The 15890-nt window shown below is 29.6% G+C and carries 16 protein-coding genes; 14 read left to right on the top strand and 2 right to left on the bottom strand.

The window, feature by feature from the left end; translation table 4 throughout:
• Positions 1-129: 129 nt before the first annotated feature.
• The 9 genes from argF to SPLAT_RS02105 all read left to right on the top strand — a co-directional run bounded on the left by argF (position 130) and on the right by SPLAT_RS02105 (position 9369).
• Positions 130-1170 (top strand): ornithine carbamoyltransferase, encoded by a 1041-nt coding sequence (gene argF / locus SPLAT_RS02145; RefSeq protein WP_168104979.1) that lies wholly within the window; start codon positions 130-132, stop codon positions 1168-1170.
• Between the two features lie 28 nt (positions 1171-1198).
• The gene (locus SPLAT_RS02140; RefSeq protein WP_220190933.1) at positions 1199-2719 is read left to right on the top strand and encodes a YfcC family protein; all 1521 of its coding nucleotides are present in this window, start codon (positions 1199-1201) and stop codon (positions 2717-2719) included.
• 32 nt (positions 2720-2751) lie between these two features.
• Positions 2752-3684: a carbamate kinase gene (gene arcC / locus SPLAT_RS02135; RefSeq protein WP_168104762.1), complete on the top strand. Its 933-nt coding sequence runs from the start codon at positions 2752-2754 to the stop codon at positions 3682-3684.
• A gap of 168 nt (positions 3685-3852) precedes the next feature.
• Positions 3853-5154 carry a thymidine phosphorylase gene (locus SPLAT_RS02130; protein ID WP_168104761.1) on the top strand — a complete coding sequence of 434 codons (1302 nt, stop codon included), beginning with the start codon at positions 3853-3855 and terminating at the stop codon, positions 5152-5154.
• Between the two features lie 61 nt (positions 5155-5215).
• The gene (locus tag SPLAT_RS02125; protein WP_168104760.1) at positions 5216-6433 is read left to right on the top strand and encodes a hypothetical protein; all 1218 of its coding nucleotides are present in this window, start codon (positions 5216-5218) and stop codon (positions 6431-6433) included.
• Positions 6434-6556: 123 nt separating this feature from the next.
• The gene (locus SPLAT_RS02120; RefSeq protein WP_168104759.1) at positions 6557-7312 is read left to right on the top strand and encodes a segregation and condensation protein A; all 756 of its coding nucleotides are present in this window, start codon (positions 6557-6559) and stop codon (positions 7310-7312) included.
• Positions 7312-7896, top strand: coding sequence for an SMC-Scp complex subunit ScpB (gene scpB / locus SPLAT_RS02115; RefSeq protein ID WP_168104758.1), 585 nt, complete (start codon positions 7312-7314; stop codon positions 7894-7896). Before SPLAT_RS02120 ends, scpB begins: the two co-directional genes overlap by 1 nt.
• Entirely contained in the window at positions 7883-8620 is a 738-nt protein-coding gene (locus tag SPLAT_RS02110; protein WP_168104757.1) for a pseudouridine synthase, read from the top strand. The genes scpB and SPLAT_RS02110 overlap by 14 nt, the downstream gene beginning before the upstream one ends.
• A gap of 20 nt (positions 8621-8640) precedes the next feature.
• Positions 8641-9369, top strand: coding sequence for an RsmE family RNA methyltransferase (locus tag SPLAT_RS02105; RefSeq protein ID WP_168104756.1), 729 nt, complete (start codon positions 8641-8643; stop codon positions 9367-9369).
• A 36-nt stretch (positions 9370-9405) separates the two neighbouring features.
• On the opposite strand, the gene SPLAT_RS02100 is transcribed toward SPLAT_RS02105, so the two are convergent.
• Both SPLAT_RS02100 and SPLAT_RS02095 read right to left on the bottom strand, forming a co-directional pair.
• Positions 9406-10155 (bottom strand): hypothetical protein, encoded by a 750-nt coding sequence (locus tag SPLAT_RS02100; protein WP_168104755.1) that lies wholly within the window; start codon positions 10153-10155, stop codon positions 9406-9408.
• The gene (locus SPLAT_RS02095) at positions 10145-10975 is read right to left on the bottom strand and encodes an ABC transporter ATP-binding protein (protein ID WP_168104754.1); all 831 of its coding nucleotides are present in this window, start codon (positions 10973-10975) and stop codon (positions 10145-10147) included. The genes SPLAT_RS02100 and SPLAT_RS02095 overlap by 11 nt, the downstream gene beginning before the upstream one ends.
• 238 nt (positions 10976-11213) lie before the next feature.
• Between SPLAT_RS02095 and SPLAT_RS02090 the strand changes: the two genes are divergently transcribed.
• The 5 genes from SPLAT_RS02090 to SPLAT_RS02070 all read left to right on the top strand — a co-directional run bounded on the left by SPLAT_RS02090 (position 11214) and on the right by SPLAT_RS02070 (position 15890).
• A complete protein-coding gene (locus SPLAT_RS02090; RefSeq protein ID WP_168104753.1) occupies positions 11214-12344 on the top strand; it encodes a rod shape-determining protein in 1131 nt (376 codons plus the stop codon).
• 14 nt (positions 12345-12358) lie between these two features.
• Positions 12359-13591 (top strand): rod shape-determining protein, encoded by a 1233-nt coding sequence (locus SPLAT_RS02085; RefSeq protein ID WP_168104752.1) that lies wholly within the window; start codon positions 12359-12361, stop codon positions 13589-13591.
• A gap of 196 nt (positions 13592-13787) precedes the next feature.
• Positions 13788-14537 carry a protein phosphatase 2C domain-containing protein gene (locus tag SPLAT_RS02080; protein ID WP_168104751.1) on the top strand — a complete coding sequence of 250 codons (750 nt, stop codon included), beginning with the start codon at positions 13788-13790 and terminating at the stop codon, positions 14535-14537.
• Between the two features lie 81 nt (positions 14538-14618).
• Positions 14619-14867 (top strand): hypothetical protein, encoded by a 249-nt coding sequence (locus SPLAT_RS02075; RefSeq protein WP_168104750.1) that lies wholly within the window; start codon positions 14619-14621, stop codon positions 14865-14867.
• Between the two features lie 15 nt (positions 14868-14882).
• Positions 14883-15890 carry a protein kinase domain-containing protein gene (locus SPLAT_RS02070; RefSeq protein ID WP_168104749.1) on the top strand — a complete coding sequence of 336 codons (1008 nt, stop codon included), beginning with the start codon at positions 14883-14885 and terminating at the stop codon, positions 15888-15890.

Raw genomic sequence — 15890 nt, 5'->3', positions numbered from 1 at the left:
GGTTCTGATAATTTCAAGTCAGATCTTAAAAAAGAAGAATCTAATAATTATAAAGCATTTAAAAGTGAAAAAAATGAGAATGATATGCAAGACTTTAAAAAATCATCAGCTGGAAATTATAATGGACAGATGAAAAGAGAAGGTTCTGATAATAATAAGGGAGACCTTAAAAAAGTTAACTTAAAAGGTAGACACTTCCTAACATTATTGGATTTCACACCAGAAGAAATTAATTACTTGTTAGAATTAGCTTTAAAGCTTAAGAATGATAAAAAAGCTAAAAAAGAGCAACAATATATGGCAAAGAAAAATTTTGCGTTGATTTTTGAAAAGACGTCAACAAGAACTAGATCAGCTTTTGAAGTTGGTGCTTACGATCAAGGTGCACATGTTACTTATATTGGTAGCACAGGTTCACAAATTGGTGTCAAAGAAACATTTGCTGATACAGCAAGAGTTTTAGGAAGAATGTATGATGGTATTGAATTCCGTGGTTCAAAACATACAGATGTAGAAGTTCTAGCAAAATATGCTGGTGTCCCAGTTTGAAATGGGTTGACTGATGAGTATCATCCAACACAAATTTTAGCTGACTTTTTAACTATTAAAGAACATATCAATAACGACTTAAAAGGGTTGAAGTTAGTTTTTTATGGTGATACAAGAAATAATATGGGAAATTCATTGATGATTGGTTCAGCCAAAATGGGGTTACATTTTGTTGGATCGGCACCAAAAGATTTATGGCCAAAAGAAGAATTAATAAAAAAATGTCAAGAGATTGCTAAATCAACTGGAGCGGTTATTGAATTTAGTGAAGATCCAATTGCAGCTGCGAAGGATGCTGATGCAATTTATACTGATGTTTGAGTTTCAATGGGTGAACCAGAAGAAGTTTGAGCTAAAAGAATTGAATTATTAGGACCTTATCAAGTAAATAAAAAAGTTATGGCAGCAGCAAAACCAGGTGCAATTTTCTTACACTGTTTACCTGCCTATCACAACAAAGAAACAAAAGTTGGTAAGGAAATGGGAGATAAATTTAATCGTAACGAATTTGAGGTAACTGATGAAGTTTTTGAATCACAACAATCAAAAGTTTTTGATGAAGCTGAAAATCGTTTACACACTATTAAGGCTGTTATGGTAGCAACAGTTGGGGATTTATAAGCACTAATAAATAATATGGGGGTTTGAAGTGCATAAAGCAAAACACAAAAAGCATAAACCTTTTAAATTAAAGATGTTTACAGCATTCACAATGCTGTTGCTAATTATTTTTGTGATAATTATTATTTCTTGAATTTTAAATGGTGTGGGGTTGACAACAGATCATCATAATCCTGATGGGACTTCTGAGGTAATTAAGATTGGTGCAGCAGGGATTATCGATTTATTTTGGGCACCAATGCAAGGATTTATTCAAAAAGCTGACATCATCATTTTTATTCTAACAATTGGAGCATTTATCAATCTTTTATTAGTTTCTAAATCTTTAATTGGTTCAGCGCAATGAATAACTCGTAAATTAAAAGGAAAAGAATTATGAGCAATTCTTCCTTTGATGGTGTTCTTTTCAATTTGTGGGTCAGTTGAAGGGATGGCAGAAGAATCATTAGGATTTTATATGGTTGCGATTCCGTTGATGATTGCTGCAGGGTTTGATACTTTTACTGGTCTGATGATTGTTTTATTAGGAGCAGGAGTTGGGGTAATTGGATCAACTGTCAACCCATTCTTAATTACAGTATCTGTTAATGCTATTAAAGATTCAGGGTATGATATTAATGCTGGTGACGGGTTAGTTTGAAGAATGGTTTCATGATTAGTTCTTACAGCAGTAGTTATTAGTTTTGTGATGATTTATGCAGCAAAAGTAAAGAAAAATAATAAAATCTCAATTACTTTTTCTACTGCAAAAGCAGATAAAGAATATTTTTTACAAAGTGCTAGTGAAGTTGTTGTGATGGATTGACGAAAAAATACTTCTTTAGCAGTCTTTGGGTTGACTTTAGCAGTTATGATTGTTTATTTAATTGGTTGAGATGCAATTTTAGGAATTGATAACTTTCAGCGTGCTGGAGAATGAATGAATAAAAACATTCCATGAATGACAGCTTTTATTCCAGGATTTGGACTTGGAGGCCTACAAGATGTTGCGGCATTCTTTTTAGTGTCATCAGTGATTGTTGGAGCTATCAATTGAAGAAGTGAAAGTGAATTCTGACAAAAATATCTTGCTGGAGCAAGTGATATTTTAAGTGTTTGTTTAATTATTGCAACTGCAGCTGGAGTTGGAATTATTCTTCAAAGAACTTATATGCAAGATTTAATTGTTAATGGGTTGAGTAGTGCTGTTTCAGGATTAAATTCTATTGTGTTGCTAGTAATTTTATTTATTCTATTCTTGCCTCTCTCATTTTTGATTCCTTCAACTAGTGGGTTTGCATCGGCAATTTTCCCAATTTTAGGTCCGGTCTTAATGACAATGCCAAATAGTGATGTTACAGGTTCAGGTGCGATTACTGCTTTCTCATTTGCTAGTGGAATTTTAAATCTCTTTACGCCAACGTCCGGAGTAGTTATGGGAGCACTGGCAATTTCTAGAATTAGTTATGATAAATTGTTAAAAGGAATCTGACCATTACTATTAATTTTAGCAGCAACATCAATTATCTTATTAGTATTAGGTGGTTTAATTGGTGGCACAATATTTTAGCAAACAAATAAGTTAAGCAAAGGAGTCAGAGAATGGCAAAAATTGTTGTTGCTCTTGGAGGGAATGCTTTAGGAAATAATCCCCAAGAACAAAAAGAAATTGTAAAAGAAACTGCTAAGAATTTAGTAGACATCATTGAAAAAGGGAACACTTTAATTATTTGTCATGGCAATGGTCCCCAAGTTGGGATGATTAATTTAAGTTTCAGTTTAGCTAATAAAAATGATAAGAGTTTGCCAGACATGCCTTTTCCTGAATGTGGCAGTATGTCACAAGGATATATTGCGTATCACTTACAACAAGCTATTCAATGAGAATTATTAAAAAGAAATATCAAAAAAGATGTTGCTGGGATTGTAACGCAAACATTGGTTGATGCTAGTGATTCTGCATTTAAAAATCCTAGTAAACCAGTGGGACCTTTCTATCAAGAAGCAGAAGCAAAAGAATTAGCACAAAAAAATAATTGAACAGTAAAAGAAGATGCTAATCGTGGTTGAAGAAGAGTTGTTGCTTCACCAATGCCAGTGGATATCTTAGAAAAAAATGTTATTAAGAATTTAGTAGATAACGGTTTTATTACTATTGCTGTTGGTGGTGGAGGAATTCCAGTAATCAAGAATGATAGTGGATATGAAGGTGTTGCTGCGGTAATTGACAAGGATTTTGGTAGTGAAAAGATTGCTGAAATTCTTGATGCTGATCAATTAATTATCCTAACAGCGGTTGATAAGGTGATGATTAATTATGGTAAGCCAGAACAAAAAGCTTTAGATACTCTAACTAATGAAGAAGCAGAAAAATATATTGCTGAGAAGCAATTCTCTGCAGGTAGCATGCTACCAAAAGTGCAAGCTGCCTTAAAATTTATTAATAGCAAATCAGGCCGTGTAGCAATAATTGCAAGTTTAACTAATGCTGCAGAAGCAATTGCTGGTACTGGTGGAACAAAATTTGCTAATTAAGAAATAAAGTTGTCCTTAATAATTCTATCTTTTAGAAAAAAATTTCTAATTAGTTAACTCACAAATTAGAAATTTTTTATTTATTTAGTTTTTTCTTACAATTATTAGGGTTTTAATTTAAAATGGAAGCAAGATATTTATAAGAGGAGTACATTACGTAATATGTATATGTTGGATTTAATTCATAAAAAGAAACAAGGATTAGCTTTAAATGAGAAAGAGTTAGAATTTTTAGTGCAAGGAATTACTGATGGTAGTATTCCTGACTATCAAATTACTGCTTGAGCTATGGCAGTTTATTTTCAAAGAATGAGTGATGAAGAATTAGTAGCCTTTACTAAAGCAGTGATTAATTCAGGTCAGACTTTAGATTTAAGTAAAATTAAAGGAATTAAAGTTGATAAGCATTCTACAGGTGGAATTGGTGACAAGACAAGTTTAGTGTTTGGACCTTTAGCAGCTAGTTTAGGGTTAAAAGTGACTAAGATGGCAGGTAGAGGATTAGGAGTTACGGGTGGTACGATTGATAAGTTGTCGACTATTCCTAATTTTAAATATGAACTATCAGTTACTGAATTTGTGAAGGATGTCAACAAAGTTGGATTCAGCATTACCAGTCAAACTGGAAATTTAGTCCCAGCAGATAAGAAACTTTATGCTTTAAGAGATGTTTCAGACACTGTTAACTCATTAGAATTGATTGCTGCAAGTGTGATGAGTAAAAAAATTGCTATGGGAGCAGATATAATTTTATTAGATGTTAAGTGTGGTAGTGGTGCTTTTGTTAGTGATATTAAAGAAGCAAGAGAGCTAGCAAATTTGATGATTAAAATTGGTAAGGCATTTAATAAAAAAGTTATTGCTGTTATTAGTGATATGAATAAACCATTAGGTAAAACGATTGGCAATAGTTTAGAAGTGCAAGAAGCAGTAGCAAGTTTGAATAATCAAGGTCCTGAAGATTTAAAAGAATTATCTGTTAGCTTAGCAGCACTTGCCTTAGTAGCAAGTAATAAAAAACTTAAATTGAAGCAAGCTAAATTAGAAGCAATAAAAATGTTTGATTCTTTAAAACCGCTATCAGTTTTTTATGATTTTATTGTTGCTCAAGGTGGAGATTTAGAATATATTAAAAATATCAATAGTGCTAAATCAGCAAAGTATATTATTCCAATTAAAGCAACAAGAGATGGGTATTTAAGTTTTACTGATAATTATCTTTTAGGTGAACTTTCAAATGTTTTAGGAGCAGGAAGATTAGTCAAAGATGCTAAGATTGATCCTACTGCAGGGATAGTACTTAAGCAAGTTGAAGGGGACAAAATTAAGAAAAATCAAATTATTCTTGAATTGCATACTAATAAAATAAAGAGCCAGCACAAGCAATTTCAAGCAATGGCTTTAGAAACTTTTAGCATTTTGGCAAAAAAACCAAAATTAAAATCATTAATTTTTGAAATAATAATGTAATTTTTTTTAAAATCTTTTATAATATTCTAGTATTTTAAGTTTTCACGTGGAGTTGTTATTGATGAAAAAGTTATTAAAATATTTATTAGTCCCAGTCTTTGCTAGTAGTACAACACTAACAGTAGTTGCCTGTGGTACTAGTGAACCAGTTTGAAATCAAGATATTTTAAGTTCAGCAGTTGGTCAAATGCAAGATCATACTTTTAATATGTCTCAAGATTTATTATTAGCACAAATTCCAGCTACTGGAACGTTATATAATACGTTAACTAATCCTGTTAAGAATAGAATTAATAATTACTATAGTAGTTTAGTAAGTTCTTCTAATATCAATTGAGGTTATCCAGATGTAGCAGTAAGTGTTACTGCTGAAGAAAATAATTCACCTTTTCAAAGAAAATATGGAGAAAATGTTGAATCAAGAATTAACTTAGATGCTCATTTAACTTATAAAGGTTTACAAGCTAAAACTACTATTGTTGTTAAGATTAGCAATGATAAGACAAGTCCTAAACAAAAGATTGATGCGATTGGTTCAACTTTAACAACCTATTTAGCTACAAATCCAGTCTTTAATTTTAAAACTTTATTCAAAGATGGTTTAATGAGCGATGATGCTAGTGCTAATAAATTATACTTTGAAGGGCCATTAAGAACTGCATTATTTATTGATACTACTGAAACTGATCCAGTTCCTTTTATTGATGTTGCAGGAGTTGATATTGCAGTTGAATTGCCATCATCTCCAACTAAAATTTATGACTTAACTGGTGTTGAAACTATTAATGAAAAGAAAGTAATCACAGGTTCAGTACAACATTTAGATTTAATTCTTTATGATCAACGAGGAAATTCAGCAATATTAAATGATAAAACTTTAAAAGTTGCACAGAATATTAATGATGCAAGTAATCATATAACAACAATGTTGACTCAAGGTGAATCAGTATTACAATTTAAACAAGCAACATTACCAACTGAAAGTCAAACTCTTGAAGAATATTACACAGTTGATGCTACTTTAAAAGGTAAAGTACAACAAAAATTCTTTGATATTATTAGTCTTTTTTATCCAGCAAGTAAAATAAATGGTAGTGAAACTTGAAGTGCTGAAAGAGTTTCATTCCCTAATGAAAGTTCAACTCCTTTTATTAAAAAAAATCCAACAGATACTCAGGGTTATTTCTTTATTAGTGTTAAATTTGAGTTTCATGTTGATAGTAATACAGTGATTGACAGTACAGTATATGATATAAAATTAAATCTTAGTCAGGCATAATCTTCTCAACCTGATTTAAAAAGCCATTAAAACAATTAATGGCTTTTTTAAATTTAAATTTAGAAAATTAACTTTTTATTATTATATAATTATCATAACTATAATAGGAGAAAAGGCAGAAAAATGAAAGAACTAACTGTTAGCATTGCTGATTTTCAAGGTCCCCTTGATTTGATGTTGCACTTGATTAAAGAAAAAAAGATGGATATTTTGAATCTTGATTTGCAAGTAGTAACTAAGCAGTATCTTGAGTTTATTTTTCAAGATGGCAACATCAATCTAGAACATATCAGTGAGTATCTTCCAATTGCAGCCTACTTATTAGAATTACAATCAAAGCAGTTACTACCAATTCCTGAACCTGAAGAAGTTGATAGTAATTATGAAGCTGAGATTAATCGTCAAAAATTAATTAATCGTATTTTAGAATATAAAAAATTTAAAGAGATAACTGGTTACTTTCAGCAACAGGCACAAAATCGTCAAAAAATGTTTTTTAAAGATGCTAGCAATTTAAAAGAATATTTTCCTGAAGCAAGTAAACCATCAATTTTAGCAAAAAATAACATTAATCAATTGGGACAAGCAATGATTAATTTATGAAAGCAACTGCAAAAAGAAAATAAACTACCAGTAAATTTAAATTTAAATTTAATTTCAGCAGAAGATCGTGCTGTAGAGATTAAGAAAATTCTTAAATCTAATAAAGAAGAATACCTCAGTTTAGAATCTTTATTTTTAGTTGAAGATTTAAGTTTGCATTATTTTATTATTACGTTTATTGCTATCTTAGATCTAGCAAAGCATCAATTTTTAATAATCAAACAGCAAAATAACTTTGGTCAAATCATGATTAAATATAAAGGAGCAACTCATTAATGAATGAAAAAAAACTATCTGATCAAGAATTAACAGCAATTATTCAAGGTTTATTATTTATTGCTGGTACAGAAGGCTTATCTTTAGAAGCACTTGCTACTTATTTAAATTTAGCTAAGAAAAAAACTAAAGTAGAAGCACTAATTAGTCAACTGCAAGATAAGCTAGAAGCAGATGAAGGTTCTGGATTGAGTGTCATTAAGTTAGGTGACTTATATAAGTTGACAACTAAAATTAAGCACCATCAATTCTATCAAGTACTACAAGAGCAGCCAATCACACGTTTATCGCAAGCTGCACTAGAAACTCTAGCAATTATTGCGTATAATCAACCTGTAACTAAAACTAAAATTGAAGAAATTCGTGGTGTCAATTGTGACGGAATTGTCAGCAAACTAAAAAGTTTAAATTTTATTAGTGAAGCAGGTAGAACTGAGTTACCTGGTCGACCATTTCTTTATGTCATCACTAATGAATTCATGGATCATTTTCAATTGGAATCTTTAGCACAACTGCCAGAACTACCAAATTTTAGTTTTGAAGAAGAACAGGAGATTTATAATTATTCTGATGAAAACAAATAATCAGACTCAAAGACTACAAAAAGTGATTGCTAATTCAGGATTTTGTTCACGCAGAAAAGCTGAATTATTAATTACATCAGGAAAAGTAAAAGTGAATAATCAAGTAGTTACAACATTGGGAACTAAAGTTAGTGATAGTGATGTTGTTAGCATCAATAATCAAGTGCTTCATTTTCATGACTATATCTATTTAGCATTTTATAAGCCAATTAATTGCTTGACTACTTTAAAAGATCCAAAGCATCGACCAACGATTATGCCTTATTTTTCAGATATTAAAATCCGAATTTATCCTGTTGGTCGACTTGATTTTGATACTTCAGGATTGTTACTTATGACTAATGATGGAGAATTTAGTAATCAAATTTTGCATCCAAAATATAAAATCAATAAAGTCTATCAAGTTACTTGTCAGGGAATTTTAACGCCAATGCAAATCAAGCAATTAGAAAAAGGAGTAAAAATTGACAGTAACATCATAACTGCTCATGCTGAAGTCGAAGTTCTTAAGCAAAATAGCAAAAAGCAAGAAACATTAATTAACTTAACAATTCATCAAGGTTATAAAAATCAAGTGAAAAAAATGTTGCAAGCAGTAGGTAGTAAGGTTCTAAATTTAGAAAGAATTGCGATTGGTAGTCTTAGCTTAAAAGGTTTGAAGCCAGGAACTTATCGCTACCTATCAGAAAAAGAAAAAAATAATTTATTAGCACTAGCAAAATAGTGTGCTGTTTGAGGTGAACAATGGAATGTTACTTTGCTGATAGTAGCAATAGCAATCAACAATTAGTTTTAGATCAAGAAGATACAACGCATATCATTAAAGTTTTACGTCATAAAATTGGTGATGAGGTTGTTGTTGTGTTTCAAGGAAAAAAATATCGCACAAAAATTGTTAGTTTGACACCATTTGTTGTTTGTCAAATCATTGAACCATTAGAGAGTGATAGTGAACTACCAATTAAGATTACTTTAGTTATGGCGCTGCTAAAAGAACAGAAATTTGATTTAGTGATTCAAAAAGCTGTTGAGTTAGGAGTGCATCAAATTGTTCCGGTGCAATTAGAGCGCTCAATTAGCGTTGTTAGCAATTTGAATACTAGTAAGCTTACTAGCAAGGTTGCTAGATGACAAAAGATTGCAAGAGCAGCAGCTAAGCAGTCTAATCGAAATATCATCCCAGAAATTATGCCAATTATTAGTAGTATTTCTGATTTAAAAAAGTATCAAAGTGAAGTTAACTTTCTTGCTTATGAAAATGCTGCGATTGCAAATTGAGAACCAAATCTGAAACAAAAACAAAGTGTGACAATTGTTGTTGGTCCAGAAGGTGGAATTAGTGAAAAAGAATTGAAAAGTTTTGCTGCTTTAAAATTCACTAATATCAGTTTAGGTCGAACAATTTTACGTGCTGAAACAGCGCCACTTTATTTTCTATCAGTGGTTAATTATTATTCAGCAATTAAAAATTAAGTGCAAAAAAAAGAGTTGAGCTATTGCTCAACTCTTTTATTCGTATCAGCGAAAGAGTTTTCATGATAAGTAATATAAAAGAACACTAATTAAGTTAATTAAAACAAATGCACCAACAAAAATACCAATTACTCCACCAAGACCGATACTATCAATTAATTGTGAGGTGCTGTTAGATAAACTATGAACAAAAAAGATGAGAACAAATAATGGAAGGATAATTAAGAAGTTAACAATTAATGCTGAGATTGTTTGGCCAGTTCTTGTTTTGATTAGTGATGACATTAATAAAGCAACACTTGTTAGCAAAACTGAACATGCTAAAGTAAATAAAATTGATAGCAACATTTGTCATTGAAAAATAGCATTTAGTAAATTATTTTCTTTAAAAGCAATTGCTAAAATGATGATTACTAAAAAAATAAAGAAATTAGAGATAGTCATCAAAATTAAGTTAAAAATTGAAGACATAATCAAAAAGTTGACTTTTTTAATTCGTGTTAGCCCAATTCGGCGATAAATAATTGATTGTTTGAAATCTAACAGAATTGTTAAGAAAGTTTGAACGGCAAATGATGTTGATTGAACTAGTCACAACAACATAATAATTAAAGCAGGGCTAACATTTTCATTACCCATAATTGTATTATAATTCACACTAACAGCGACAATAAAAATTAGTGGCAATAAGAACATTGAAAAAATAATTGCTTTATTATGTTTTAAATAACTAGTAAAAAGATTTAAAATTCCTCAATTATTAATTGTGAGAGTTTTATTTGTCATTATCTTTATCCTTTTTATCTAAATGTTTCTTTCATGATTTTGCTCATTTTTCATCATTTGCTGTTACTTCTTCAAGATTTTTAGCTACTGCTAGTTTGTTGTATATGCCAACTTTATATGCTTTAAATTTTTCTTTGACAAAGTGTTCAACACTGCCATATTCTTGGATAACTTTTTTGACATTATGAATACTAATAATTTCACCATTTAACATAAAAATTAATTCTTTACAAAATCGTTCAATTTCATTCATATTATGAGAGACAATTAGCACTGATAGATCTTTGTTAGTAAAAATTTCGTTTTCTAATAGTTCATAAATTCTTTCTCTTACTTCTAAATCTAAACCAGTAGCTAATTCATCTAAAATTAACAAGTCAGGGTCAACAATTAATGCTAATAAAATATTTATTTTTTGTTGTTGGCCACCTGATAAAGTACTGATTGGCTTATTAATAATGGTTTCTGCATCAAGAAAATATAATAATTTTTTGATTTCTTTAATAGATTTTTTTAATTTATAGCTTCTTAAATAATAGTTAACTAAATCTCAACCTGTCATTCCTTTCGGATATTTACCTTCTTGTAATTGCATGCCAATTTTTAAATTTGGTTTCAAAGTAATGGCGCCACTAGTTGGACGTCTTAATTGGGCAATCATTTCACAAAGTGTAGTTTTACCGCTACCATTTGGTCCGACAATACCAATTCTAGCTTTGTTAGAAATAGTTAAACTAAGGTCTTTAATAACCAAATTATTTTTATATTTTTTTGAAACATTTGTGATTTTTACATTTTCATCATTTATAATTGATCCCATTTTTTCACCCGGTTTTATTTTTAATAATTTTATCATTTTTTCTTAGTTCAATAAATAGATTTAAAAAAGATTAGAATTAAATTTAATTAGTTAATAGATTTTTTAGTTTAATAATATATTATACTATGAAAATAAATTTATTTTAAGTATATCTTATCTTCTTCATATAATATAAGATTAATGTAAGAACTTTACAAGTGGGCAAGGTTTTATTTCAATCAAAAAGGAGGAACAGGTCTTGAGAAAAATTAATATAATTTCAATTGATTTGGGTACAAAAAATTTAATTATTAAAATAAATGATCAAATAGTGTTTGATCAACCTTCTGTTATTGTGTTTGATACAGAAAGTGGACAAACATTTATTGGTGATGAAGCATTTTATATGCGTGATAGCTTACCAAGTACAAAAATTTTAAAAGAGCCATTAGTAAATGGTGTTATTGCAGATGTAAACGCATTAATTGCGTTGTTAACAGAAATCTTTATAAATATTGTTCAAGTTCACAACAAAAAGATTTGAAAAAAGAATGGATTTTGAAAAAATTCGGTTGTTTTAATTGGAATTCCTTCTAAGATTTGTCGTTTAGATGAAGAAGTTTTAAGTGAAACATTACAAGGTAAGCATGTTGCTAGAATTCCTTTATTTAGTGAAAAATTTAAAAGATATGAATTCTTTAGTAATGTAATGAATGCAGAAAAAATTATTATTGTTCCTGATGTTAAGTTGGCTGCAATTGGTGCAGGTCTATCAATTTGAGATCCACAAGGAGTTTTCTTACTTGATATTGGTGCAGGAACTTCAGATTGTTCAATTCTTGCTTCTGGAGATGTAATTATTCAAGATTCAATAGCTACTGCTGGTAACTTTATTGATACTGAAATTAAAAGATATCTTGAAGAAATGCATTACCTTTCTATTAGCAAAAAACAAGCAGAAGAAATTAAAATTCAAGTAGGTCTACCTATTGTAGATGAAGAATTAGCAGCTAAAGTAGCAGAGATTGATACTAAAATTACAGTTTATGGTAAGAGTTTAAAAACTGGTAACCCAGAAAAAATTGTTTTAGAAAGAAGCGATATTGAAAAAATAATTGCTCAATCAATTGAACCAATTATTGAACTTTGTAAATTAATTATTTTACGTTCTTCAGATACTTTTGCTAAAACAATTCAAGAAAATGGATTAGTTCTAACAGGTGGTAGTGCTTTATTAAAGAATATTGATTCATATATAGCAAAGGAATTAAACTTAGAACATGTTGTTGTAGCCGATGAACCATTAAAATGTGTTATTAAAGGTACACAAATTTATGAAATGCATAAAAGTGATTTATATGAGAAAGGTTACATTAGACCAAGTAGATAAAAGGTGGAGATAGAATGCAGATTTTTAAAAAATTACAAAAAGCTAACAAAAGCTTTAATCTAAATGATTCAATTGCTGGCTACAATTGATTATGTTTAGATATTGGAACTGAAAACATGAAAGCAAGATATATTAATACTGGTTTAAGATTTGATGAACCTTCTTATGTTGCTGAAGATTATGAAAAAAATCGTCTTTATTTTGGTCATGAAGCGAAAGCGTTAGTTGGTAAGACTAATGAAAATATTATTATTAAAAGACCAGTTAGAGATGGAAATATTGCCGATCCTAAATCATTAGAAAAAATTATTGCTAGAATTTTCAATAAGTTTAATCTTAATACTGTCCAAAGACGAAAATTAATTGTTATTATGGCAACTCCAAGTGATATTAATCCTGTTCAAAGAATAGCTTTAGAATCAATTGTTAAAAAACTAGGAGCTTATCGTGGTTTTATTCAAGAAGAAGTAAAAATGGCAGTTCTTGGATCAGGGCAAGATATCTTTGGAACTTCAATCATGTGTATTGATATGGGTGGTGGTTCAACTGATATTGCCATAATTAGTAAAGATTCAATTTTATATTCACTTTCAAGTCATTGTGCTGGAGATTATTTAACAGAAAAAGTTCAAGAGTACATTGTTAAAACTAAAAATGTTCGTGTTGGACTTAAAGAAGCAGAAGACTTGAAAAAGGCAATTGGTTCATTAATTCCAGGTAAAAATGAAGAATTATATCGTATTAGTGGTTTATTAATTCCAAGAAATAGTTCTAAATCAGGTGAAGTACTTGCGATATCTAAAACAATCTATATTTCACCAGAAGAAATTCGTACTAATGTGATGCAAAAGGAATTTCGTGATCATATTATTCCAGCAATTAGAAAAGTTTTACGAATTGCTGTTGAAAAAGCACTTGGTTCAATTGGTGATTTAAAAAAAGTAGGTAAAGGTGTCACAATTTGTGGTGGTGGAGCTTACATTAAAGGAATTGACAAATTTATTCAAGATGAACTTGCTAAAGAGTATCATTTAAAAGAATATGATAAGAAAGAAAAACTAGTTGCAGATGAAGTTTATGAAGGAGACTTCTTTGAAGTTCGCTGTGCAAAAGATCCTTTATATAATGTAATTAATGGATGTATGAAATATCGTGATGAAATTTATCGTGAAATCTTGCAAGAGCAAGAACACAAAGATAATTTATTATTTGATGATTCATCTGCTTTTCATAAAGCAAGAAGATAAAATGATTAAAAAAGTCTTATGAAAAAGCATAAGACTTTTTTAAATAATTATGAATTTTTTGTGATTGTAAAGTTACTTCTTTTCTACCTTAATTTATGCTAATAACACGTATATTATTTAATTTAAGTTATAATTATTATTAGATAAATTGCGGTATTGTTGACTAAATGCTGAAAGGAAAATGGAGTAGTAAGGGATGAATGTAGTAGCTAGTTATAAAACTGATATTGGAACTTTTAGAAGAGAAAATCAAGATTCTTTTGTTTTTTTGAAAAATAAAACAGGACAAGCATTAGCTGTTGTTTGCGATGGTCTAGGGGGACATAATTGTGGTGATATTGCAAGTTCAATGGCTGTAGCAATGTTGAAAAATTTTTTCAATCAAACAGAATGAAAAAAAATAAAAACTGATGACCAAATATATGATTGATTAAGAACAAGTGTTGAAACTATTCAACAAGAAATGAATGAATATAGTGTTAGCCATGAAGAAGCAAATGATATGGGAACAACTATGGTCATCACATTAATTGCGAATCATAAAGCTTATTTAGTGAATATTGGTGATTCAAGAGCATACATGTTTAATGATAAGGGACTGAAGCAACTAACTTCAGACCATAATATTTTGAATCTCTATCTAAAAAATAATCCCGAAAAACTAGCAGAAATGGATGTCAATAAAACTTATTGAAAAGCACTAACTAGTGCTTTGGGTCCGATAAAAAATCTAACAATAGATATCTTTGATCTCTCAATTACAACTCCTTCTTATTTCTTATTAACGAGTGATGGTGTCCACGACTTTTTAGAAGAATGAGAAATTAGTCATATCTTAGAAAAAAATAGTAGTTTAAAATCAAAAGTTAAGATGTTGATTAAACAAGCATTAAGTAATGTTTCAACAGATAATTTAACTGCGATGTTACTTTTAGTTAAAGATTAAAAAATTTTTAATTAAAATCAATTTTTATCAATAAAATTAATTAGTAGTTAAGTTTTATTTTATAAAGAAGGTTTGATTTCAATGTTTAAAAAAAATAATGCTAAAAAGCAAGAATGCTTAAAATGTAAGTATCAAAAGTTGATGCAACAAGGCAAGAAAATTTTTGATACTTGAGATCAAAAAGGAAAGCCACCAAAAAGGCTAATCGCAATTCAAAAAGAACTACTTAAACTGAAAAAGGCAATCAAACAAGAGAAAATTGATAATGAATTAGAATTTTGTGCTGAACATCCAGAAATTTTTGAATTTTTGCCAAGTGAGTGAACTTAAAAAATTGGTGTCTCAATGGAAATGAATCAGAAATTAAACAATCGCTATCAAATTATTAATAAAATTGGCTCTGGAGGAATGGCTAAGGTTTATGAAGCAAGAGATTTATATTTAAATCGTAATGTTGCAGTGAAAATTATTAATTTAGACACAAATAAAATTGATAATTTAAGTCAAGAGCGTTTTATACAAGAAATTAAAGCTGTATCAAGAATTAGACATCCAAATGTGATTTTAGTCTATGATATTTTTATTGATCAAAAAAATTGATGTTTGGTTCTGGAACTTTTAAAAGGTAAGACACTAAAAGAATATTTAAGCAATCTTGGTGTTTTGAGTATTAATGAAACTTTAAATATTATGCAAAAAATTTTACTAGGAGTTAACGCATGTCATCAAGCAGGAATTGTGCATCGTGATTTAAAGCCTGACAATATCTTGTTAAATGATAATGGGGCAATTAAGGTGTTAGATTTTGGAATTGCGATGATTGATGGCTATGAAGTTAAGAAGCATGCTCATCAAGTTGTTGGAACAATGAAGTATATTGCTCCTGAGGTTGTTAAGTTTCAAGCTGCGACAATTCAAAGTGATGTTTACTCATTAGGGATTATTTTATATGAATTACTAGTGGGTAAGCCACCATTTATTCATAAGAATCCACAACTACTGGCAAATAAGCATATTAAAGAACCAATGCCTTTAATTCGAGATTACAATCCGACAATTCCGCAAAGTTTAGAAAACATCATCATGAAAGCAACAAACAAAAATCCTGCTGAGCGTTATGCAACAATTCAAGAAATGAGTCAGGACTTAGCAACTTGCTTAAGTCACACTCGTAAAAATGAAAAACCAATAGTTAGCAAACAGAAAATGCTTGTGAAGACAAAAGAATTTCAGCTTAATAAATTAAATTTCTTTTTTCCATTCTTTTTAAAAAAATGATTTTTAATTTTATTAAGTTTCATCATTGTGCTAATAGTTGTTCTAGCTGTAGTAATTGTTTTTTATTTAAAGTAA

Origin of the sequence: Spiroplasma platyhelix PALS-1 (genome assembly GCF_021496725.1) — a bacterium.
Taxonomy (GTDB): domain Bacteria; phylum Bacillota_I; class Bacilli_A; order Mycoplasmatales; family VBWQ01; genus Spiroplasma_D; species Spiroplasma_D platyhelix.
The sequence above is the reverse complement of the archived record's forward strand: the minus strand, read 5'-3'. Positions and strand labels throughout refer to the sequence as shown.